Here is a 22275-nt window from a genome sequence, read left to right on the forward strand (position 1 = left end):
AATCTTCTGAGTTGCTAAGGATGAATTGCGGCGCGGCCCGCGGAATCAGGCCGCTGCCTTGCCGTGGCGTTTTCGGTACGCCTCGAGGAAGCGCGCGATGCGGCTGATGGCCTCGCGCAGGTCTTCCTCATGCGGCAGGAACACGATGCGGAAATGGTCGGGACTGGCCCAGTTGAAGCCCGAGCCCTGCACCAGCAGCACCTTGGATTCCTGCAGCAGTTCATAGATGAACTCCTGGTCGTCCTGCACCGGGTACATCGACAGGTCGAGCTTGGGGAACAGGTACAGCGCCGCCTTGGGCTTGACGCAGGTCACGCCCGGAATCGCGGTGATCAGATCGTAGGCCAGGTCGCGCTGGCGGCGCAGGCGCCCGCCTTCGTTGACCAGGTCGTTGATGCTCTGGTAGCCGCCCAGCGCGGTCTGGATCGCCCACTGGCCCGGCACGTTGGCGCACAGGCGCATCGACGACAGCATGTTCAGGCCTTCGATATAGTCGATGGCCGGACGCTTGTCGCCCGACACCACCATCCAGCCGGCGCGGTAGCCGCACGAGCGGTAGTTCTTCGACAGGCCGTTGAAGGTCACGGTCAGCACGTCGGTCGAGAGCGAGGCGATCGAGGTGTGGGTGTGGCCGTCGTACAGGACCTTGTCGTAGATCTCGTCGGCATAGATGATCAGGCCGTGCTCGCGCGCGATGGCGACGATCTCGAGCAGCAGTTCGTCCGAATACAGCGCCCCGGTGGGGTTGTTCGGGTTGATGATGACGATGGCCTTGGTATGCGGCGTGATGCGGGCGCGGATATCGGCCGGATCGGGCATCCAGTCGTTGGACTCGTCGCAGATATAGTGCACCGGCGTGCCGCCCGAGAGGCTTACCGCGGCGGTCCACAGCGGGTAGTCCGGCGCCGGCACCAGCACTTCGTCGCCGGCATTGAGCAGCGCGTTGACGGCCATCACGATCAGTTCGGAGGCACCGTTGCCCACATAAATATCGTCCAGGCCAACGCCTTCGATATTTTTTTGCTGGGTATAGTGCATGATCGCCTTGCGTGCGGCGAAAATACCCTTGGAATCAGAATAACCTGCCGAATTCGGCAGGTTTCGCATCATGTCCTGCTGAATCTCTTCCGGCGCATCAAACCCGAACACGGCCAGGTTGCCGATATTCAGCTTGATGATCTTGTGCCCTTCTTCCTCCATCTGCTTGGCCTTTTCCAGCACCGGTCCGCGGATGTCGTAGCAAACGTTATTGAGTTTGTTGGATTTCTGGATGGGTTTCACGGCGATGTCGGGCAAGCGTAGCGTGCCGCGCAGGCGGCACCGGACAGGGAATCTGGGCGAATCTGAATTAATGCCGAAGCCCCGTGCGGAAGCCCCGCGCCGAGGCGCCGTCCGCTGCAATGCAACGCGAACGTGGCAGACAGGGAGGCAAAAGCTATAATTTATCGGATTATGACAGACTTCGGCAGGGATTCTTGCATTGCAGCGTGCGCTTGCCGCGCGCACGCCAGGCGCCTGCGCACTGTCGTCCATCCTGTCGTCCACACCGTACCCGCCCGGGGTGCCGGCCATCCGCCCCACGGGCCGGCCCGCCAGCCCGCGGCGGCCGCCGCAGAGGCCTCCAAGTGAAACTCCACGCCGACCAGCCCCAGTCGCTCAATACCGTCACGGCCTACGGGCCGGGCTACATCGAGATCAACCTCGTCCGTCACACCAACTCGGTCCTGGTCATGCCCGAGGGCGAAGTCCGGCCCTGGCCGGTCAGCCGCTTCGAAGACCTGGAGCCCGCCCATTTCGAGCAGCTGGTGGAACTCGGCCCCGAAGTGGTGCTGCTCGGCACCGGCTCGCGGCTGCGCTTCCCGCACCCGCGCCTGACCGCGTCGCTGTCGCGCCGCCATGTCGGGGTGGACGCCATGGACCTGCAGGCCGCCTGCCGCACCTACAACATCCTGATGGCAGAAGGCCGCAAGGTGGCGGCGGTGCTGCTGCTCGAACCCGAAGCCGCCTGACCTTTGCAAAAGTTGAGCCGGCGCCACGCTTGAAGTCCGGCAGGGCGCCCCAATCTGCCCCGCCAAGGTGGCAGCCCCCTCACCCGATTCTCCCGATCCCCTGCCCCTCCCCCAGGAGCCACAAGCATGACCGTCAGTCTGAACAAGGCCGTACCCGACTTCAGCGCGCCGATGACCGGCGACGCCACCTTCAGCCTTGCCGATTGCCGCGGCAAGGCGGTGGTGCTGTACTTCTACCCGAAGGACAACACGCCGGGTTGCACCACGGAGGCCATGAACTTCCGCGACCAGTATGAGGATTTCCAGAAAGCCGGCGTGCAGGTGTTCGGCATCTCGCGCGACAGCATCCGCTCGCACGAGAACTTCAAGGCCAAGCTTGAACTGCCCTTCGAGCTGATCTCCGACGCCGACGAAGCCGTGTGCACGTTGTTCGATGTCATCAAGATGAAAAAGCTCTATGGCAAGGAGCACCGGGGCATCGAGCGCAGCACCTTCATCATCGACGGCAAGGGCAGCCTGCGCCACGAACTGCGCGGCATCAAGGTGCCGAACCATGTTGACGAAGTCCTGGAAATCGTGCGCGGGCTCTGAGGTATCGCGTCGGTATCGGCCTTGCCTCGACACGGACGCCAAGCCGGACGTGCCGTGTCGCAACAAGCCGTTGGCAAACCCAATTGCCAAACCCAAAACCTTCGGATACATTGGCCCGTAATGAGTTCAGATTCCGGATGCCACGCTGTTTCGACTCCCCGGCCCAGGCGGTTCGCGCCACAGGCCGGTAGCGGACCTGCCGTGTCGGCAGTCCGCCAAAGAAGCCGCCGGATCCCAGCCGCCAACCCTGTTCAGCAGGCATGGCGGCTTTTTTGTTTGCAGCCGCGTCTGTCCTCATGCCTGTCCGCGCCGGGAGCCTCGCGCATGCATGCCCCGGCCATCGGCCGCCACGCCGTCTCCGACGTATCGCGGCGTCGCGGCACGGACACCCTCGCCCCCTTCTTGTCCCCCTGAAAGGAAAGCCAAGCATGCCGCTGCCTACCATGCCCGCCAAGCCTGCCCAATTGCTGGATCCGAGCGAGTTTGCTCCGGTCTCCGCGGTGCCCAAGGCCAAAGCCGCCACACAGGGCAAGAAACCTGTGCCGGCGCTCGAGCGCGTGGCATTGCTGGAAACCGGCGACACCGAGGTGCCTGAGGTCCGGGCCCGCGCCGCCGGTGGCACCCGCGCCCGCAGCACCGAGACCCCGGCCGTGTCGACGCCTGCCGTCACTGCCGCACCGGTCAGCCTGGTCAAGCCGTCCACCGGCCCCACGCGCCGCGCCCGCAAGTCCGAAGGCCCGAGCAAGCTGTTCGTGCTCGACACCAACGTGCTGATGCACGACCCGGCCTCGCTCTTCCGCTTCGAGGAACACGACATCTATCTGCCGATGATGACGCTCGAAGAACTGGACAACCACAAGAAGGGCATGAGCGAAGTCGCGCGCAACGCGCGCATGGTCAGCCGCACACTCGATTCGCTGGTGGGCGGCACCGACGGCGTGCTCGACGAAGGCCTGCCGCTGGCCAAGCTGGGCAACCGCGACGCGCAGGGCAAGCTGTTCTTCCAGACGCGCCTGAACGACATCAAGCTGCCTGAAGGCCTGCCGCAGGGCAAGGCCGACAACCAGATCCTGGGCGTGGTCAGCGCGCTGCAGCAGCAATACCCGGAACGCCAGGTCGTGCTGGTGTCGAAAGACATCAACATGCGCATCAAGGCGCGCGCACTGGGCCTGCCGGCGGAAGACTACTTCAACGACCAGGTCCTGGAAGACAAGGACCTGCTCTACGCCGGCGTGATGCAGCTGCCCGGCGACTTCTGGGCCAAGCACGGCAAGGGCGTGGAAAGCTGGCAGGACCCGAAGTCCGGCGCCATGTTCTACCGGCTCACCGGTCCGCTGGTGCCGTCGTTCCTGGTCAACCAGTTCGTCTACCTGGAGCCGGTCGATGGCAGCCTGCCGCTGTACGGGCAGGTCAAGGAGATCAACGGCAAGACCGCGCTGCTGCAGACGCTCAAGGACTACACGCACCACAAGAACAATGTGTGGAGCGTGACCGCGCGCAACCGCGAGCAGAACTTCGCGCTCAACCTGCTGATGAACCCCGACGTCGACTTTGTCACCCTGCTCGGCCAGGCCGGTACCGGCAAGACCCTGCTCGCGCTGGCGGCGGGCCTGGAACAGGTGCTGGACCAGAAGCTGTACAACGAGATCATCGTCACCCGCGCCACCGTGCCGGTGGGCGAGGACATCGGCTTCCTGCCCGGCACCGAGGAAGAGAAGATGCAGCCGTGGATGGGCGCGTTCGACGACAACCTCGAGGTGCTGCAGAAGAGCGACGACAGCGCTGGCGACTGGGGCCGCGCGGCCACGCAGGAACTGATCCGCTCGCGCATCAAGGTCAAGAGCATGAATTTCATGCGCGGGCGCACCTTCGTCAACAAGTTCGTCATCATCGACGAGGCACAGAACCTGACGCCCAAGCAGATGAAGACGCTGGTGACGCGCGCCGGCCCGGGCACCAAGATCATCTGCCTGGGCAATATCGCGCAGATCGACACGCCGTACCTCACCGAGGGTTCATCGGGCCTGACCTACGTGGTCGACCGCTTCAAGGGCTGGAGCCACAGCGGCCATATCACGCTGGCGCGCGGCGAACGCTCGCGCCTAGCGGACCACGCCGGCGACGTGCTCTGACACTGGCAGCCTGCGGGCGCGCCCTGCCGGTGGCGGGGCGCGCCCGCAGTGCCTGAGCGCCGTCGTCAACGACAAGCACTTTGGGGCTATGATGGCCCATGTTTGCCGTTGCCCCGCATCCCCACTGGAGGCGTCGATGAATATCCAGCATCTGCCCGGCACGCATGCGCCTGCCGTCGCCCGCAGCCAGCACAGGCAGCGCCTTGTGCTGGCCGTGCTGGCTGCCGCCGGCATCGCGCTTGCCGCCAGCTGGCGCCCGGCCCATGCCGCCGAAGAAGAAATGGTGATCCGCACCATGGGCCCGGTCAGCTACGTCTGCGGCGGTGTCGCCGAGGACGAGCGCCAGGCGCTGGCCGCGAAGGAAAAGGACTTCAATATAGGCATCCTGTTTACACAGGGTGCGAACGGTGAATTCCTGTCGGACGTGGCGGTCAGGCTGGTGCGCGACGAGCAAGAAGTCGCCAGCTTCCGCGCCGCCGGCCCGCGCTGCCTGATACGTGCGCCCGAAGGCAGCTACAATATCGAGGCCAGTTACAAGGGCCAGGCCAAGTCCATCAAGGTCAGCACCGGTACGCGCAACGCCCAGCTACGCTGGTAGCGGCAAGGCTTCCGGTGCGCCGGCAGGCCGGCGACCGGAAACCCAGGATGCCATTGCGCCGTACCCGAATCTCTTCCCATCCATCGCGTGCGCAGGGCCTGCTTGCCCAGGTCCGGCTGCCGCTGCTCTGCGCCACCGCCCTGCTGCTGGCGGCCTGCGCCAGTTCCCCGCCTTCGCGCCACGCCGGCCTGCCGCGCACGCCGGGCAAGCCCCTGGTCGACCCCAGCGCCGGACTGGAAGAAATTTCCATTCAGGCGATGTCGCTGGTCGGCACACCCTATCGCTACGGCGGCAATACGCCGGACTCCGGCTTTGACTGCAGCGGGCTGGTGCGCTACGTGGTGTCGCGCGCGGCCAATGTGAACCTGCCGCGCACGACCGAGGCGATGGGCGCCCGCGGCAGCTCGCTGGACCGCAGCGAGGTGGCGTCCGGCGACCTGGTGTTCTTCAACACCACCGGCCGCGCCAATTCGCACGTGGGCATCTACGTCGGACAGAACCGCTTTGTCCATGCACCGTCGTCCGGCGGCACGGTCCGGCTCGAAGACATGGGCAAGCCTTACTGGGCCTCGCGCTACAACGGCGCGCGCCGCGTGGTCGCGGTAGTCAACCAGCCGCCCGTGCCGCCAGCGCCGGTGGCACCCCCGGCCGCGCAACCGCTGCCTGAGCCCGCGCCGGCCCCTGCACCGCTTCCGGTCGACGACGATCCCATCGCTGCCTTCGCCAACCAGTGAAGCGCCCAAACAAAAAGCCAGGCATCAGCCTGGCTTTTTGTTGGTACGGCGGCCCCTGCCTTACAGGATATGCCGCCCGATCCACCATGCGATCGCCGCCATGAAGGCCGATGCCGGAATCGTCAGCACCCAGGCCCAGACGATATTGCCGGCCACGCCCCAGCGCACCGCCGACATCTTCTGTGCCGAGCCGACGCCGACGATGGCGCCGGTGATGGTATGCGTGGTCGATACCGGCACGCCCAGCGCCGAGGCAAAGAACAGCGTGATCGCCCCGCCCGTCTCGGCGCAGAAGCCGCCGACCGGCTTGAGCTTGGTGATCTTCTGGCCCATGGTGCGCACGATCCGCCAGCCGCCGAACAGCGTGCCCATGCCGATGGCCACGTAGCAGCTGACGATCACCCAGGTCGGCGGCTGGCCGCCGGCCACCACATGGCCGCTGGCGATCAGCAGCATCCAGATGATGCCGATGGTCTTCTGCGCGTCATTGCCGCCGTGGCCCAGGCTGTACAGCGAGGCCGAGACCAGCTGCAGCCGGCGGAACCAGCGGTCCACGCGCGACGGCGGCGTGCGGAAGAAGGTCCAGCCCACGATCACCATCATCATCGAACCGAGGATGAACCCCAGCAGCGGCGAAATCAGGATGAACGCCACGGTCTTCAGCAGGCCGCTGCCCACCAGCGCGCCCGTGCCGGCCTTGGCCACCGCCGCGCCCACCAGCCCGCCGATCAGCGCGTGCGACGACGACGACGGGATGCCGTAATACCAGGTGATGACGTTCCAGGCGATCGCCCCGACCAGGGCCCCGAATATCACGTAGTGGTCGACGATATTGACGTCGATGGTGCCGGTCCCCACCGTGGCCGCCACCTTCAGGTGAAAGACAAAGATTGCGACAACGTTGCACATCGCCGCCATTGCCACCGCATGGTGCGGCTTGAGCACGCCGGTGGACACCACCGTGGCGATCGAGTTGGCCGCGTCGTGGAAGCCGTTCATGAAGTCGAACAGCAGCGCGAGCGCCACCAGCAAGGCGATCACCCACAGGCTCATTTGTATGGTCTGCATGCCGATTGCCGCCTCAGGCGTTTTCCAGGACGATGCCTTCGATGATGTTGGCGACGTCCTCGCACTTGTCGGTGATCGTCTCGAGCTGTTCGTAGATGGCCTTCAGCTTGATCAGGCGCTTGACGTCGGTCTCGTCGCGGAACAGCTTGGACATCGCCGAGCGCATCACGCGGTCGGCTTCCGACTCAAGCTGGTCGATCTGCTGGGCGGTCTTCAGGATGGTGCTGGCGTTGCCCATGTCCTCGAGCAGGCCCACCGCGATCTTGACCTGGTCGCAGCACTGCACGCAGATGGCCGCCAGGCGCAGCGCCTCGTCGGTCAGGTTGGTCACGTCGTACAGCGAGATGGTCTCGGCCACGTCTTCCATCAGGTCCAGGATGTCGTCCATGGTCGTGATGAGCTTGTGGATCTCGTCGCGGTCCAGCGGCGTGATGAAGGTCTTGTGCAGCAGGTCGATGGTGTCGTGCGTAATCCGGTCGGCCTTCTTTTCGGTGGCCTGGACGCGGCGCGCATGGGCCTCGGCGTTGGGCAAGTCGTTGACCAGTGCCTGGAGCTCATGGGCGGCGGTCACCGCGCAGTCGGCGTGCTGGTTGAAATATTCGAAGAACTTGCCCTCCGTGGGCATGAATCGGCCGAACATGGAATGTTCCTTGTGGCAGCGTGGTAACGCTGCTGATTGTGTTGCAGGATTGAGCGGGCGCGTTGCATGACAGTCGCGGGTGGCGACTGTCATCAAAGCGCAATATTTTACAGGGTTACAGGGACATTGCCCGCGAATTTGGCGCAAACAAGACGGCGCCGCACAGACTATTGCAGGCTGGCTTGACTTCGTCAGGTGTCGTTGTCGAAGAAAGCCGGGCCGCCGCTGAAGTTGTCGAACTTCGTGAACTGGCCCAGGAAGGTCAGGCGCACCGTGCCGATCGGGCCGTTACGCTGCTTGCCGATAATGATCTCGGCCGTGCCCTTGTCCTGGGAGTCCGCGTTATAGACTTCGTCGCGGTAGATGAACAGGATCACGTCGGCATCCTGTTCGATAGCGCCGGACTCGCGCAGGTCGGACATCACCGGACGCTTGTTGGGGCGCTGTTCCAGGCTTCGGTTCAGCTGCGACAGTGCAATCACCGGGCAGTTGAGTTCCTTGGCCAGGCCCTTGAGCGAACGGGAAATTTCGGAAATTTCCGTGGCGCGGTTCTCGCCGCCGCCGGAACCTGACATCAGCTGGAGGTAATCGATGATGATCAGGCCAAGCTGCCCGCACTGGCGCGCCAGGCGCCGCGAACGGGCACGCAGCTCCATCGGGTTCAGCGCCGGCGTTTCGTCGATGAACAGCTGGGTGTCGTTCATGCGCTGGATCGCATGCGTCAGCCGCGGCCAGTCTTCATCCAGCAGGCGGCCCGTGCGCAGCCGGTGCTGGTCGAGGCGGCCTACCGAGCCGAGCATACGCATGGCCAGCTGGGTGCCCGCCATTTCCATCGAGAACACTGCCACCGGCAGGCCCTGCTCCACCGCCACGTGCTCACCGATGTTCAGCGAGAACGCCGTCTTGCCCATCGACGGGCGGCCGGCCACGATGACCAGGTCGCCCGGCTGCATGCCGCTGGTCATCTTGTCCAGGTCGATGAAGCCGGTCGGGACGCCGGTGACGTCGGTGGTGGAATCGCGGTGATACAGCTCGTCGATGCGCTCGACCACCTGGGTCAGCAGCGGCTGGATTTCCTGGAAACCCTTCTGGCCGCGCGAGCCTTCTTCGGCAATCGCAAAGACCTTGGACTCCGCCTCATCCAGCAGCTCGCGCACCTCGCGGCCCTTGGGCGCGAACGCGGCCGAGGCGATATCGTCTGCCGCCGTCACCAGCTTGCGCAGCACCGAGCGCTCACGCACGATCTCCGCGTAGCGGCGGATATTGGCCGCGCTGGGCGTGTTCTGCGCCAGCGAATTCAGGTACGCCAGGCCGCCCACCTCCTCGGCCTTGCCGGCGACCTGCAGCATCTCATAGACCGTGATCACGTCGGCCGGCTTGGTGGCCGAGATCAGCCGGGCGATGCTCTGGAAGATCATCCGGTGGTCAAAACGGTAGAAATCCGCCTCGGAGATGAAATCCGCAATGCGGTCCCAGGCGGCGTTGTCCAGCAGCAGGCCACCCAGCACCGATTGCTCGGCTTCGATGGAGTGCGGCGGGACCTTGAGGTTCTCGAGTTGGGGATCGGCGACAGGCGCGTTCATGGGGAGGGATTATACCGGCGCGTGGACGCACTTCGCCGTACATTTGGCGACGGGGCCCGCAAACACGAGCGAACAACAAAAAAGGCAGGAGCCAGGGCTCCTGCCTTTCTTGCTTGCAGTGCTTGCGGTGCTTCAGCCGGCGCAGCGCGCCGGCGAGGCGGCACGTCCTTAGACGCTCTCGCCCACGACCGACACGGTCACGTCGACCACGACGTCCGTGTGCAGCGCAACGCTGACCGGGTGGTCGCCCACCATCTTCAGCGGGCCATTCGGCATGCGAACCTGGGCCTTTTCCAGCTTGAAGCCTTGGCCAGCCAGGGCTTCAGCGATGTCGGCGTTGGTCACGGAACCGAACAGGCGGCCGTCCACACCCGACTTCTGGGTGATCTGCACGGTCAGGCCGTTCAGCTTCTCGCCTTCGGCTTGCGCGGCGGCCAGCTTCTCGGCAGCGGCCTTTTCCAGCTCGGCGCGCTTGACTTCGAATTCGGCGATCGCGGTTTGCGTAGCACGGCGGGCCTTCTTACCCGGGATCAGGAAGTTACGGGCGTAACCGTCCTTCACCTTGACGATGTCACCCAGGTTGCCCAGGTTGACGACTTTTTCCAGCAGAATAATTTGCATCGTATTCTCTCCTTAACGGACCTAGGGCCTGATCAGTTCTTGTGCAGGTCGGTGTACGGCATCAGCGCGAGGAAACGCGCACGCTTGATGGCCGTATCCAGCTGACGCTGATAGTGAGCCTTGGTACCGGTCAGGCGGGCCGGCGTGATCTTGCCGTTGTCGCCGATGAAGTCCTTCAGGGTGTCCAGATCCTTGTAGTCGATCTGTTCCACGCCAGCCACGGTGAAGCGGCAGAAGCGCTTACGCTTGAACAGCGGGTTCTGTTGCTGGAAGCGCTTCTTGTTCTTGTTGTCACGTTTGACGAATGCCATGATTCAATCCTTTTCGAATGCTTTACATCCAGTGATGTGAAAGACGAGAGCCTTGCTGTTGCGGTGCCTGCGGGCCAGGAATCCTTCGCAGTCGAGCAGCGTGCCGAGCGGTAACCGCTCCAGACGCTGGCCAACCTGTCCGATCCCCATCGCTGCGATTGCAAACTCGACCTGCCGCGGCGTTTGCGCCTCGACGGCCTCGCCGCTGTACTGCAGGATGCAGTTCACGACGGGGACCCCGGCCGGGGTATAGCGCAGGGCATCGCGTTCCGCCAGGGTGGCGGCAAGCCGAAGCTGGTTCAACGCGGAGCCTCTTGCTGGTTGCAATCCATGCTGCCGCGGCCGACGCTGTCAGCCATGGCGCGCACCGCAGTCCGCACTCAGGCGGCCTGGCCTTCGGTGGTCGTTTGCGCGGCCTTGCGGGCTTCTTCGCGCTGCACTTCCTTCATCATCGGCGAAGGTGCGGTCTCGGCCTTCTTGGTCTGCACGATCAGGTGGCGCAGGACGGCGTCGTTGAACTTGAACGCGTGTTCCAGTTCAGCCAGCGTTTCCTTGCCGCATTCGATGTTCAGGCAAACGTAGTGAGCCTTGGCCAGCTTCTGGATCATGTAAGCCATCTGGCGACGGCCCCAGTCTTCCACGCGGTGAACGTTGCCGTTCTGCGAGGTCACGAGCTGCTTGTAGCGCTCGATCATGGCCGGCACTTGCTCGCTCTGGTCCGGGTGGACGATGAAGACGATTTCGTAATGACGCATTGACGCTCCTTTTGGATTAGCCACCCGGGCGTCACGAGTCCGGTGTGGCAAGGTTGAATAGCTTTAAATTATAGCGCGCATGTCAGCAATTGCGCAAGCCGCTGTTTACACAGGCAAATCAGGCGTTGGCAAACAAAGTCTGCAGCCTTGCCGGATCCCGCGCCAGTCCTGCATCGGCTGCCAGCGCCAGGGCCAGCAGCACGCGCGCCTTATAGGGATTGAGGTCCGTTGCGGAAACAAAAGCCCCATCCGCCGGGCTGAGCTGGGGTGGAATCGCCACATGGCCGGCCCCGGTGCGGGAACTGCGCACCACGGCCACGCCCGCGGCAGCGGCATCGGCCAGCGCCTCGGCCAGCACCTCATGCACCGAGCCATTGCCGGCGGCAGCCACCACCAGTCCGGCAATGCCCGCGCGGACCAGCGCATCCACAGCTACCCTGCCCGGCTGGGCGTAGCTGGCCACGATCTCCACCATCGGCCACGCCGCCGGCATCGGCCCAATCACCCAGGCCGCGCGCGGCGCGCGCGCGAAGCGCACATAGTCATCCTGCACGAAACCCAGCGGCCCGCAGGCCGAGACAAAGGCATCCACCGCCGACGTGTGGGCCTTGGCCACATCCCGCGCAGCGTGGATCTGCTGGTTCAGTACCACCAGCACACCCTTGCCGCGCGCATCGGGATGAGCGGCCACGCGCACCGCATCCAGCAGATTCAGCGGGCCATCGGCCGACAGCGATGTCGACGGGCGCATTGCCGCCGTCATCACCACGGGCACCGGGCACGATTGCGTCAGGTGCAGCGCCATCGCGGTTTCTTCCAGCGTATCGGTGCCGTGCGTGATCACGATGCCGGCCACGTCGGGCTGCGCGGACCAGTGCTCAACCCGCGCCGCCAGCGTTTGCCAGAGCGTGAAGGTCATGTCCTTGCTGTCGACCTGGGCCACCTGCTCGGCTTCAATGCGGGCCGCCGACTGCAGCGCTGGCACCGCTGCCAGCAACGACGACACCGGCACGGTCGCCGCCTGGTAGCGTGCGCTGCTGGCGGAGTTGCCGGCCGCGCCAGCGATGGTGCCGCCGGTGGCCAGTACGATGATGCGAGGCAATTGGGTCATGGAGGCGTGCAAAGAATATGGGAAAACAGGAATGCCGATTGTAGCGGGCGCGCCCGGCCTCGCCGCGAGCCCGCGCTGGCGATCCACATTCCGTCCATGCGACACGCCCGAAAAATTCTGCTTGCGCTCAGGCCGATACTGTATAAAATCACAGCATACTGTTTAAACATACAGTGCCCGGCCAGCCGGATGCAGGATAAGGGATCGACCGACCCCTTACCCGGAATCCCCGCGGCCCTGCACGGAACGGCGATCCCATGGCGACCCTGACACCCCGGCAGCAGCAGATTTTCGATCTGATCCGCAACACGATCCGCCGCACCGGCTTTCCGCCCACGCGCGCCGAAATCGCCGCAGAGTTCGGCTTCTCCTCGCCCAATGCCGCAGAAGAACACCTGAGGGCGCTGGCACGCAAGGGCGTGATCGAACTGACCCCGGGCGCCTCACGCGGCATCCGCCTGAAGGTGGCACGCAGCGATTCGGAAATGCCCGACCAGTTTTCGTTGCCGATGGCCGGCGTGATGCAGCTGACGCTGCCGCTGGTGGGCCGCGTTGCCGCCGGCAGCCCGATACTTGCCGCCGAGCATATCGACCGCCAGTACCAGGTCGACGCCTCGGTCTTCGACGAACGCCCTGATTACCTGCTGCGTGTGCGCGGCCTGAGCATGCGCGATGCCGGCATCCTCGATGGCGACCTGCTGGCCGTGCGCCGCGCCAGCGAAGCCGCCAACGGCAAGATCGTGGTGGCGCGCCTGGGTGATGACGTGACCGTCAAGCGCCTGCAGCGACGCGGTGGCCATATCGAACTGATCGCAGAAAACCCGGACTTCACCAACATCATCGTGGAGCCTGGCGAGGAGTTCTCGCTGGAAGGCATCGCCGTCGGTCTGATCCGATCTTCCGGCTTCTAGCCGGGCACCGCAGGCAGCGAGCCTGCGCGGGCCCACCCGCTTCCATTGCTTTGCAGACGCCGCCCGGCTTGCCGGGTGTTGACCCCGCTTTGCCTAAAAGAGGTGCCACCATGCCGCAAATCCACCAAGTCGCCGCCCGTCACCCGGTCAAGCCCGTGCCGTTCCGCCAGAGCAAGGGCGTACGCGTCTACCAGGGTACGCAGCGCCGCACCATGGTCGGCAGCATGGCGGCGATCTGCCGCATGCTTGAACTCGAAGCCGCCGAAAAGCTGGCTGCCTGAACCCTGCGGGCGCAGCCCGCGTAGCCGTGGGCCCTGCCCTCAGCTACGCGCGCACGCCTTGGTTTCGGCTTCCAGCTCCTGCGGCGTCAGCTGCGGGAACCACGTATCGCTCTTGCGCAGTTCCAGTGCCGTACCATCCGGCTTCGCCGTCAGCGAAATCAGATAGGCGTATCGGTATTCACCGCCAGACGTGGCCTGGCCGATGCGGATCTCAGTCTGGTTCTTCGCCGGATAGTTGACGACCGCCGCGTCATCGCCCAGATTGTTGCGCAGGCATTTCGCAACATCGCCCATCATGGCGGGCGTGAACAAGCGCATGGGCGCACGCGCGCGAATGGCCTTTTCAGAAGTTCCGGTGGCGCACCCTGCCACCATGGCTGCCATCGCTACGCCAATCACTGCCGCTCGAACAGACATACCACCCCCGGGGAATGCAAAACGGCGCCCTCGCGAGGCGCCGTTCTGGAAAATGCTTTGGGGTGGCTGATGGGACTCGAACCCACGACGACAGGAATCACAATCCTGGACTCTACCAACTGAGCTACAGCCACCGTAGAGGTCATCAGCGCGTTACGTTGCTGATCGACGAAAACCAAGATTATACAAACAGTTTCCCGGGATGGCTAGTATCCCGCACAATTTTTTTTGAGATAAGAGCTCAGGTTCGGGACGGGCTCCACTTTGCCTCAAGCAGCACTGCCTGCTTGATGGCCTCGACGGTCTCGGCTTCGGTATCGAACTGCCCCAACAGGCGGCGCGACTTGCCATTCAGCACGGCTTCCTGCAACGCCTTGCCAGCGGCTTCCGAAGTGCCGGGGTGCCAGCAGTAGCGTGCCGTCCATTTGCCGTCCTGCAGTTGCTCGGCGACCCAGACCACCCTGAAGTCTTCATAGACAACACCGAACGGCGCTTCGTTTTCCACGTTTGCTTTTTCCACGCTGCTCCCCCTGCCGGCATCGGTCCGCATGCCATGCCTTGTCTCGCCTAGGGCAATGCGAGGGATCGTATCACGGCCGCCGACCAGGGCGCCCGGCTGGCCGGCACCTTCGCGCATGCCGTCGATCGTTCGCGGAAATATGCTGTGCACAGCCCCTACCTCTGCAGGGTTCATGCCGCAAATGCGCGAAGCGATACTTGTGCCTGAGGGACATTGACCCCCCTCGACCTTCCCGTCAGGCGGCCCGCCCCATCGGGCCGCCTGCCTCTTTTTGGCCACCCTGCCCTCTCATTGTCGTGGCGCCAGCACTTGGCGATGGAACCTCACGAGCGGATGCGAGCCCAATCGACATCATCGACACGTCAACGAACGCAGGGAACGGGAATGCAAATCAAGTGTAGATGGCCTGCGCGGATTCTTGCGCTGATGGCATTGGCGGCCTTGCTCGGCGGATGCGCTGCCGGCGGGGTCGACGGCAGGGAATCCAGCATCACGACATATGGCACGCTGGACGTAGGCATCAGCCATACGCGCTAGCCTGCCAGCGTGACCGATGGAACTCTTTGCAAAGCCGAGCGTCTAATCCCCTCGTCTGGCGCATGCAAAGCGAGCGCGCAAAAAAAGAGTCCGCAGCGCGGACTCTTAAATTTAGCGATCTCAAATGCCCTGAAGGCGGTTGCACTGTAACTGTCATGCCGGGAATGCACCATTCGGGTAAACGAAGAGCAACAAGCCTGGCGTAGCAGCAAACAACGCCGACGAAAAAAAGCCCGCCGAAGCGGGCTAATAATCAGTTGAAGAAAGCCCTGTATTCAAGGGCAGGCACAGTGTATGGAAGTGCCCTGCCTCAGCGAATTAGGGGAATCCCTTTCCTGGCGCCGGTTTCCGGGCGATCAGGAATTGCAAGTGCGGCGCGCGGTACCCCCGCGCAGCCATGCACATTTCCACGATTTTGAGTTAGAGCGCGGCCTCGGCAGTGCGCGCACGGCCCGCGCTCGCTTACGCGGCCAGTGGCTCTTGTGCCTGCGGCCGCAAGTGCGCGCGCGCCTCTTCGAACAATGCATCCACATCGGCACGCGTGCGTGCCGCATTCATGCGCTTGGCATCCGACAGTACGCGACGCCAGCCGCGCCCGCCCGCAATGCCACGATGCAGGCCAAGCATGTGGCGCGTGACCGCACCCATATATCCACCCCGCTCCACCAGGTCGCCGATATAGCGCTGCATCGCCAGCTCGACGTCGAGCCGCGACGGCGTCGGCGCACTCGAATCGCCATAGAAGCGCGCATCCATTTCGGCCAATACATAGGGCTGATGGTATGCCTCGCGACCGATCATCACGCCATCGACGTGCTCGAGGTGGGTCGCCATCTCGTCATAGCTGACGATGCCGCCGTTGATCAGGATTTCCAGGTCCGGAAACTCCTGCTTCAGCTGGTACGCCACCTCATAGCGCAGCGGCGGAATCTCACGGTTTTCTTTCGGGCTCAGGCCCTTCAGGATCGCATTGCGCGCGTGGACGATAAACGTGCCGCAACCCGCCTCGGCCACCCGGCCGACGAAATCACGAACGAAATCATAGTGCTCGATCTTGTCGATGCCGATGCGATGCTTGACGGTGACCGGGATGTCCACCGCATCGCGCATCGCCTTGACGCAGTCGGCCACCAGTTGCGGCTCTGCCATCAGGCAGGCGCCGAAGGCCCCGCGCTGCACGCGCTCGGACGGGCAGCCGCAGTTCAGGTTGACTTCCGCATAGCCCCACTGCTGGCCCAGCTTGGCCGCCATGGCAAGGTCGGCCGGCTCGCTGCCGCCCAACTGCAGAGCGACCGGGTGTTCGGCCGCATCGAAATCCAGATGGCGCGGGACGTCGCCATGCAGCAGCGCGCCGGTGGTCACCATCTCGGTGTACAGCCAGGTGTGGCGGCTGAGCTGGCGGTGGAACATGCGGCAATGGCGGTCGGTCCAGTCCATCATCGGGGCCACAGATATTCTGCGCGCCCTTATATTTCCTTGCTTCCCGCCTGTAGCCTCAGTTTCCGGGGTGCCGTGAGTACGTTCCATTTCCTGCCGATTCCGCCTATTTCGTCCTATTTTCCGTCCCAGGCGCTACGATTTAGCACCATCTCAACTCTTGTAGCACCGAGAATATGGGGACGATCACGCAGCGCGCGCGAAAGGACGGAAGTATAGGGTACACCGCGCAGGTTCGCCTGAAGCAAGGCGGCACCGTCGTGTTCAACATGGCGCACCTGAGCTCGGTCTTCTCGATCGCCCAGAGCTCGCCGAGCTGGACGAGCTGATGAAGTACTTTGGCCTGATCCGGGCAAAGCGAAAAGACAGCATGCCATGCAGGCCATCACTGCGTTCGCCATCTTCTCGACCCGCCGGCTCGACGAAATAACCCGTAGGCTGGCAGCGGCAAGCCTGCAGCGCTATACCCATCTTCGGCACACTGGCGACCGCTTCGTCGACTGGAAATGGCTGGAAATTGTGGCACCGGCTAGCGAGGATTCTGGCGCCGCCGAACAATAGGCCATGCAGGGGTAGCCACCCTGAAGAAAATGACCGATGGCGATTCCGTTCAGCGCGCTATGTCGCGGTAGGAATGCCCATTACTGAGCACCCCCCGCACAGATCCCGGCGTGCGCGATTCGCGCACCGGGCTCCTGCCTCGGGTGTTTGGCGGTGAACCGCACAACCGGCCAAGGATGAAGGACCCGGGCTGGAGGCAACCAGTCCCTTTCCAGCCTTTTCATCAAGGCCCACGTTGTCCCGTCTTTCTGGCTGCGGCGCCGTAGCGCTCGCCGCCATAGGTCGGTTACGTGTGCCCGGAAGGTCCGAAGGGCTGGGGTATTTGTCGGCACGGCGTGGTAGTTAAAGTACCCTTGCACCACACGCCGCAGCCAGCGCCCCTGCTCCGAGATTGACTGATGCCATCTGCGTCTCAACTCCTCTTTGATTTCCCGTAGCTTGGCCTGCATCCGGTCTCGCCGGGATCGCCGCCTGAGCATGAACTTGCCATCTTTGGCCCGTCCACTGATATGGGTGAACCCCAGGAAGTTGAAGGTCTCGGGCTTGCCCAGTCCGCGCCCGGCTCGGTTCTCGGCCGCGAAGCGGCCGAACTCGATCAGGCGGGTTTTCTCCGGGTGTAGCTCAAGCGCAAACTGCTCCAGCCTTTGCTGCATGTCCCGCTTAAAGCGCTTGGCATCGTAGGCTTTGGCGAAACCGACAACGATGTCGTCGGCATATCGCACGATCACGACGTTTCCCTCGGCGCGGCGGTTTCGCCACCGGTTCGCCCAGAGGTCGAAGACGTAATGCAAGTAGATATTGGCCAGCAAGGGCGAGATGACCGACCCCTGTGGCGTACCTTCCTCGGTGGCTGTCACCACCCCATCTTCCATCGCACCAGCCGTCAGCCATTTGCCGATCAGGCGTAACACGCGCCGGTCGCCGATGCGGTGCTCCAAGAACCGAATCAGCCAGTCATGGCTGACGGTATCGAAGGAAACCACCACAGACTACCCCTCTCCACCACGTTCCTGAATCCGTTGTCATCACACGATCCGGCCACCCGTTCGAGGGCCGGCGCCTCCAGGTCATCAGCCGACGGCAACGGGCCGGCAGATTGCACCTTCTGCTGACGCTTCCCGACCAATCACGTGGGCTGATTCCCGCCGACTGGACCGATTTCCCTGCCGCCTCCGGCAGCGTTCCCACAGCTACCGGCGCCCCAACATCCGACGCGCTGGGCTCGATTGCCGACCTGCTCCACGCTCGCCTCATCATTGACGCTTTGCTGCGCCACACGGAACAGGAGAGCAACAATGCAACTGAACCTACCCCTTGCGGATCTGCCGTCCGGCGACGACAGCCTGTGGGAACAACTCGATCCAACGACACGCGAGGCGGTAATCAACGGCCTCGCCCGGGCGATCGCGAAGCTCGTGACCTACAACAACCCGCTGCCCCGGGAGAACAATGATGATTGACGCCTCCAACAAGATCGGCCCCAGCCATTTGCAGCGCACCGCCTTCGTCTACATCCGTCAGTCCAGCGCCAGCCAGGTCGAGCACAATCGCGAATCGACGCAGCGCCAGTACGCGCTCGCACAACGGGCCACCGCCCTCGGTTGGCCCGCGCAGCAGGTCAGCGTGGTCGACGAGGATCTGGGCCTCTCCGGCGCCAGCGCCGCGCACCGTGGTGGGTTCGCCCGTATGACCGCCGAAGTCGCGCTCGGACACGTCGGCATCATTCTCGGACTGGAGGTCTCCCGCCTGGCGCGCAACAATTCCGACTGGTACCGGCTGCTGGACCTGTGCAGCATGACTGATACGCTCATCGGCGATGCTGACGGCGTGTATAACCCGGCGCTGTTCAACGACCGCCTGTTGCTCGGCCTGAAGGGCACCATGAGCGAAGCCGAACTGCACATCCTGCGCGCGCGTCTGGACGGCGGCATCCGCAACAAGGCTGCCCGCGGGGAGTTGCGCCGCGGCCTGCCCATCGGACTGGTGTGGGGTGAGGCAGACGGCGAAGTCAGGCTGCATCCGGATGAAGCCGTCGTCGGTGCGCTGCGCACCGTGTTCGAGCGTTTTAGCGAGCTCGGCTCTGCCCGCCGCGTCTGGCTGTGGTTCCGCGCCGAGAATCTGTCATTCCCGCTGCAGCTCAATCACACCGCGCAGATCCGCTGGGTCGCCCCGACCTATACCGCCATCTACAATGTCCTCACCAATCCGGTTTATGCTGGCGCCTACTGCTACGGCAAGACCCGGCAAGAGCGCTACGTCGATGAACATGGCGTGCTCAAGACCCGATTGCGCCGGCTGCCCCAGTCGCAATGGGCCGTGCTCATCCGGGACCACCACGAAGGATATCTCGATTGGACGACCTATGAAGCCAATCAAATGCGCCTGGGGGCCAATACCAAGCCCCGGCCTCATCAGGCCGGAGGCGCCGTGAGGGAGGGGGCCGCCTTGCTGCAAGGCCTGGCCTGCTGTGGTCACTGCGGCCGGCGACTCAAGACGCACTATCGCGGAACCAACCAGACGCCCGGGTACCATTGCTCCAACAAAGGAATCGAGAATGGCCGCGGCGTCTTCTGCCTCAATGTTGGGGGCCTGCAGATCGATGCCGCCGTTGGGCAGGCCTTCTTGCAAGCCGTGGAGCCGGCCGGCATCGCAGCAGCCGTGCGTGCGGCCGAACGCCTCGAGAACGATCACGACGCGGCGCTTGCACAGTGGCGACTGAACGTTGAACGTGCCCACTACGAGGCACAGCGCGCCGAACGGCGGTACCACGCCGTCGACCCCGAGAACCGCCTGGTGGCACGCGGTCTCGAAACGCAGTGGGAGCAGCAGTTGCGTGAGCTCGAACAAGCTCAGGCGGAACTTGCTCGGCGTGAACAGCTTCGTCCACGCACGCTGAGCGCTGAACAGCGCAAGAGCTTGCTTGCGCTCGGTAAAGACCTCAAGCAGTTGTGGGACGCGCCGACCCTCACCCTGCGCGACAGGAAGCAATTGCTGCGCATGCTGCTCGAGGAAGTGTGTATTACCGTCCATCGCGAAGAATACCGGGCGCATCTGAAGCTGCGTTGGCGCGGCGGCAAGCTTACCGATTGCGAGGTCGCGTTGCCGCGCTCGCGACCCGCGACCATTCGCACCGACGAAGACACGATTGCCCTGGTCCGCCGTCTGGCTGAGCACTATCCCGATGCCACCATCGCCGGCATCCTCAACGCACAGGGCCGGGTCACTGCGCGCGGTTTGCGCTTCAACCAGAACCTCGTAGGCAACCTACGGCGCCATTGGCATATCCCTTGTTTCGAGCGCCCCACGGAACTTCCTGATGGCGAGTTGCTCAGCATCCGCCAGGCAGCACGCGTGCTGGGTACCGCGCCGTCCACGCTACACCGCTGGGTCAACGACGGCTTTATCGCCGGCGAACAGACCACGTCCGGTGCGCCCTGGCGTATCCGTATCACCGATGCGCTGCGGCAACAATTCGTCGCGCACAGCCCCGATGGCTACGTCGTCATGCAGGAAGCAACCAAGCTGCTCGGCGTGTCCCGCCAAACTGTGTTGCAGCGTGTAAAGCGCGGCGAACTCGATGCCGTCCTGGTCTGCCAGGGACGGCGCAAAGGCTTACGCATCAAGGCTGTCAGCGAGCAACCCGATCTCTTCGAACACTCCTCATGAACCAAAGGGCATTCTCATGCGCGATCCAAGAACCGACTGATGTCGGCGTCCAGAATCCAGCTCACATTTGTACGCGCTATCCCGGTGGCCAGTGCATCCAGCGCATCGTGTTGACTGCGCTTTGGCCGGAACCCATACGAGAACCCGAGGAAGTCCGTCTCATAGACCGCGTTGAGCACCTCCACCACTGCGCGCTGGACAATCTTGTCTTCCAGCGCGGCAATGCCCAATGGTCGCAGCTTTCCATCCGCCTTCGGTATGTACTGACGGCGGCTGGGCTGCGGCCGGTAGGCTTGGCGGTGTAGGCGCCCGTGCAAGTCGCTCAGGTTTGCCTCTAGGTCTTGCTCGTAGTCGCTCCATGTCACCCCATCGACCCCCGCCGCCGCCTTTCGTTTCAGCCAGAAGAACGACGTCTGTAGCAACTCAAGATCGATCAGGTGGAACAGCGCTGTGAACCGCTCCTTCTTTCTTTGCCTTGCGGCTTCCCGCACACGGACCAACCGCTGGGACACGCTTATCCGGCTCAGCGTCCGGGACGTGTGTGACCAGTCCGTGTTCCCCTTGGCCCTCCCCCTTGGCTCCACCGACTCCGCCTCCGGTTGCCCGGATTTGTTCGCCAGCTTCGTCGCTACTATGGGGAGGTCCGACTTCTCTTGACCGTTCATCATCGGCTTCGGCTCCTCGCCTTCCCGATGCGGACCGCACGGCAATACCGCCACCGTGGGCCAGTCAGGAGATCTCCCGGTTCCCGCACAAGGAGCGTACGCACATGCCAGGGTCTAAGACCGCGCCGAGCCGGCTGGGCGCTCGCGCAAGCGCGCCCAACCGTGTTGCCTTCCGCATACAGTAGTACGTCGGCACTCGGGTCTAAATATGCTTTTCGCGGCTCAATGGCTGGCCTATACGCACCCCTGTCAACGCTTCGCCGTGCGCCTCGCGGCGCACAGCGCATGACTCGGGGACAGCGTGATTCGCTAAATCTTCTGCTGTCAGGGACTTTCACCCTTTACTCCTTGCCGGTTAGCCGGCGCGCACTGTATATCCATACAGTACTCATCCACGCCCTCGCCATGTCGCCCGAACCTGCAAACTGCCCCATCTGCGGCGCTGCCGCTGAGCGCACTCGCGCCCCATCTCATGGCTACCTCTACCGTTGCCCGAGCTGTGGCACCTTCCTCATCACCAGCAGCGCACTGGTCCGTAGGAAGGACATTCCGAGTTCCGCCCGGGAAAATGTCCGGCTGTTGCGGGCTTATGGCCACCAGCCGCAGATCGAGGTTTCTCGGGACGGCGTGCGCATCGTCCCCGGTCGGGGCTGAGCATGGGCAACAGCAAACGCGCGGCACGCTGCCATCTTCCGGCCACAACCCCCGAGCCGTTCCCCGCTCCCGGCGCAAACGGCATTCTCGGTCGAGTTCAGGGGCACTACATTGCCGCTGGCCTGCAGACGCTGCCTCGTGCCACGCTCGACGGGCCCAGCCACCATGAGGTCCTGGTCGAGGCTGGGCACCTCGGCACCGTCCGACTTTTCATCGAGAAGAAGCTGGCCCGCCACAACCGACACAGCCACTACTACTGGTCGGCCTATCGGGCTGAGCCAACTGAACAGCAATAGCACGGCCAGGAGGTAGTTGGGCTCAGCCCATCGGGCTTACTCGTTCATCCGACCGAGCTCAGGATGCCTGACGGCCGACCGCGATCACGCTCGGGCTTCCTTTAGTGTCCTCGATGCGTGGAAGGATGCCCGAAGCAATGCTCTGCCTAACCGCGGCTTTCAGCTCAGCAACATCCC

At 63.8% G+C, this 22275-nt stretch carries 25 protein-coding genes and 1 tRNA gene; 11 read left to right on the plus strand and 15 right to left on the minus strand.

What is annotated here, in order from left to right:
• Positions 1 to 45: 45 nt before the first annotated feature.
• On the minus strand, positions 46 to 1281 hold the full coding sequence (locus tag RS901_RS17975) for a pyridoxal phosphate-dependent aminotransferase (RefSeq protein WP_316150150.1): 1236 nt from the start codon (positions 1279 to 1281) through the stop codon (positions 46 to 48).
• Positions 1282 to 1625: 344 nt separating this feature from the next.
• Between RS901_RS17975 and RS901_RS17980 the strand changes: the two genes are divergently transcribed.
• The 5 genes from RS901_RS17980 (at position 1626) to RS901_RS18000 (ending at position 6064) form a co-directional block, all read left to right on the plus strand.
• On the plus strand, positions 1626 to 2009 hold the full coding sequence (locus RS901_RS17980; RefSeq protein ID WP_018309168.1) for an Mth938-like domain-containing protein: 384 nt from the start codon (positions 1626 to 1628) through the stop codon (positions 2007 to 2009).
• Between the two features lie 126 nt (positions 2010 to 2135).
• Positions 2136 to 2600: a peroxiredoxin gene (locus RS901_RS17985; protein WP_316150157.1), complete on the plus strand. Its 465-nt coding sequence runs from the start codon at positions 2136 to 2138 to the stop codon at positions 2598 to 2600.
• Positions 2601 to 3028: 428 nt separating this feature from the next.
• A complete protein-coding gene (locus tag RS901_RS17990; RefSeq protein ID WP_316150160.1) occupies positions 3029 to 4732 on the plus strand; it encodes a PhoH family protein in 1704 nt (567 codons plus the stop codon).
• A gap of 136 nt (positions 4733 to 4868) precedes the next feature.
• Positions 4869 to 5330 carry a hypothetical protein gene (locus RS901_RS17995; RefSeq protein ID WP_316150163.1) on the plus strand — a complete coding sequence of 154 codons (462 nt, stop codon included), beginning with the start codon at positions 4869 to 4871 and terminating at the stop codon, positions 5328 to 5330.
• 47 nt (positions 5331 to 5377) lie between these two features.
• Positions 5378 to 6064 (plus strand): C40 family peptidase, encoded by a 687-nt coding sequence (locus tag RS901_RS18000; protein ID WP_316150166.1) that lies wholly within the window; start codon positions 5378 to 5380, stop codon positions 6062 to 6064.
• A gap of 60 nt (positions 6065 to 6124) precedes the next feature.
• Here the strand turns inward: RS901_RS18000 and RS901_RS18005 are convergent, their stop codons facing one another.
• The 8 genes from RS901_RS18005 to RS901_RS18040 all read right to left on the minus strand — a co-directional run bounded on the left by RS901_RS18005 (position 6125) and on the right by RS901_RS18040 (position 12153).
• A complete protein-coding gene (locus RS901_RS18005; protein WP_316150168.1) occupies positions 6125 to 7132 on the minus strand; it encodes an anion permease in 1008 nt (335 codons plus the stop codon).
• A gap of 13 nt (positions 7133 to 7145) precedes the next feature.
• On the minus strand, positions 7146 to 7772 hold the full coding sequence (locus RS901_RS18010) for a DUF47 domain-containing protein (protein ID WP_010809517.1): 627 nt from the start codon (positions 7770 to 7772) through the stop codon (positions 7146 to 7148).
• Positions 7773 to 7963: 191 nt separating this feature from the next.
• The gene (locus RS901_RS18015; RefSeq protein ID WP_013957138.1) at positions 7964 to 9355 is read right to left on the minus strand and encodes a replicative DNA helicase; all 1392 of its coding nucleotides are present in this window, start codon (positions 9353 to 9355) and stop codon (positions 7964 to 7966) included.
• 168 nt (positions 9356 to 9523) lie between these two features.
• Positions 9524 to 9976, minus strand: coding sequence for a 50S ribosomal protein L9 (rplI, locus tag RS901_RS18020; protein WP_316150239.1), 453 nt, complete (start codon positions 9974 to 9976; stop codon positions 9524 to 9526).
• 32 nt (positions 9977 to 10008) lie between these two features.
• The gene (gene rpsR, locus RS901_RS18025; protein ID WP_006163606.1) at positions 10009 to 10287 is read right to left on the minus strand and encodes a 30S ribosomal protein S18; all 279 of its coding nucleotides are present in this window, start codon (positions 10285 to 10287) and stop codon (positions 10009 to 10011) included.
• A 3-nt stretch (positions 10288 to 10290) separates the two neighbouring features.
• Positions 10291 to 10590: a primosomal replication protein N gene (gene priB, locus RS901_RS18030; protein WP_013957140.1), complete on the minus strand. Its 300-nt coding sequence runs from the start codon at positions 10588 to 10590 to the stop codon at positions 10291 to 10293.
• 77 nt (positions 10591 to 10667) lie between these two features.
• On the minus strand, positions 10668 to 11042 hold the full coding sequence (rpsF, locus tag RS901_RS18035; RefSeq protein ID WP_010809513.1) for a 30S ribosomal protein S6: 375 nt from the start codon (positions 11040 to 11042) through the stop codon (positions 10668 to 10670).
• Between the two features lie 118 nt (positions 11043 to 11160).
• Complete coding sequence (locus RS901_RS18040) at positions 11161 to 12153, minus strand: asparaginase (protein WP_316150246.1); 993 nt, start codon at positions 12151 to 12153, stop codon at positions 11161 to 11163.
• Positions 12154 to 12410: 257 nt separating this feature from the next.
• Between RS901_RS18040 and lexA the strand changes: the two genes are divergently transcribed.
• Positions 12411 to 13064, plus strand: coding sequence for a transcriptional repressor LexA (gene lexA, locus RS901_RS18045; protein ID WP_013957143.1), 654 nt, complete (start codon positions 12411 to 12413; stop codon positions 13062 to 13064).
• A 110-nt stretch (positions 13065 to 13174) separates the two neighbouring features.
• Complete coding sequence (locus tag RS901_RS18050; RefSeq protein WP_316150247.1) at positions 13175 to 13345, plus strand: hypothetical protein; 171 nt, start codon at positions 13175 to 13177, stop codon at positions 13343 to 13345.
• Between the two features lie 39 nt (positions 13346 to 13384).
• On the opposite strand, the gene RS901_RS18055 is transcribed toward RS901_RS18050, so the two are convergent.
• The 4 genes from RS901_RS18055 to dusA form a co-directional block, all read right to left on the minus strand.
• Entirely contained in the window at positions 13385 to 13729 is a 345-nt protein-coding gene (locus RS901_RS18055; RefSeq protein WP_316150248.1) for a hypothetical protein, read from the minus strand.
• Between the two features lie 91 nt (positions 13730 to 13820).
• A tRNA-His gene (locus RS901_RS18060) sits at positions 13821 to 13896 on the minus strand.
• A 107-nt stretch (positions 13897 to 14003) separates the two neighbouring features.
• Positions 14004 to 14312, minus strand: a complete 309-nt coding sequence (locus RS901_RS18065) for a hypothetical protein (protein WP_410054184.1) — start codon at positions 14310 to 14312, stop codon at positions 14004 to 14006.
• A 969-nt stretch (positions 14313 to 15281) separates the two neighbouring features.
• Entirely contained in the window at positions 15282 to 16346 is a 1065-nt protein-coding gene (gene dusA / locus RS901_RS18070; RefSeq protein WP_316150249.1) for a tRNA dihydrouridine(20/20a) synthase DusA, read from the minus strand.
• A gap of 285 nt (positions 16347 to 16631) precedes the next feature.
• On the opposite strand from dusA, the gene RS901_RS18075 reads away from it, so the two are divergent.
• Positions 16632 to 16817, plus strand: coding sequence for a hypothetical protein (locus tag RS901_RS18075; protein WP_316150250.1), 186 nt, complete (start codon positions 16632 to 16634; stop codon positions 16815 to 16817).
• Between the two features lie 80 nt (positions 16818 to 16897).
• Here RS901_RS18075 and RS901_RS18080 read toward each other — a convergent pair whose 3' ends face one another.
• Positions 16898 to 17800 carry a reverse transcriptase domain-containing protein gene (locus RS901_RS18080; protein WP_425476452.1) on the minus strand — a complete coding sequence of 301 codons (903 nt, stop codon included), beginning with the start codon at positions 17798 to 17800 and terminating at the stop codon, positions 16898 to 16900.
• A gap of 312 nt (positions 17801 to 18112) precedes the next feature.
• Here RS901_RS18080 and RS901_RS18085 point away from each other — a divergent pair, with 312 nt between their 5' ends.
• Both RS901_RS18085 and RS901_RS18090 read left to right on the plus strand, forming a co-directional pair.
• Positions 18113 to 18277, plus strand: a complete 165-nt coding sequence (locus RS901_RS18085; protein ID WP_316150252.1) for a hypothetical protein — start codon at positions 18113 to 18115, stop codon at positions 18275 to 18277.
• A complete protein-coding gene (locus RS901_RS18090) occupies positions 18267 to 20483 on the plus strand; it encodes a recombinase family protein (RefSeq protein WP_316150254.1) in 2217 nt (738 codons plus the stop codon). The genes RS901_RS18085 and RS901_RS18090 overlap by 11 nt, the downstream gene beginning before the upstream one ends.
• Before the next feature lie 14 nt (positions 20484 to 20497).
• On the opposite strand, the gene RS901_RS18095 is transcribed toward RS901_RS18090, so the two are convergent.
• Complete coding sequence (locus tag RS901_RS18095; RefSeq protein WP_425476453.1) at positions 20498 to 21151, minus strand: reverse transcriptase domain-containing protein; 654 nt, start codon at positions 21149 to 21151, stop codon at positions 20498 to 20500.
• Positions 21152 to 21804: 653 nt separating this feature from the next.
• Between RS901_RS18095 and RS901_RS18100 the strand changes: the two genes are divergently transcribed.
• Complete coding sequence (locus RS901_RS18100; protein ID WP_316150257.1) at positions 21805 to 22098, plus strand: hypothetical protein; 294 nt, start codon at positions 21805 to 21807, stop codon at positions 22096 to 22098.
• Positions 22099 to 22275: the final 177 nt, after the last annotated feature.

Source organism: Cupriavidus sp. BIC8F (assembly GCF_032465815.1).
GTDB classification, from domain to species: domain Bacteria; phylum Pseudomonadota; class Gammaproteobacteria; order Burkholderiales; family Burkholderiaceae; genus Cupriavidus; species Cupriavidus necator.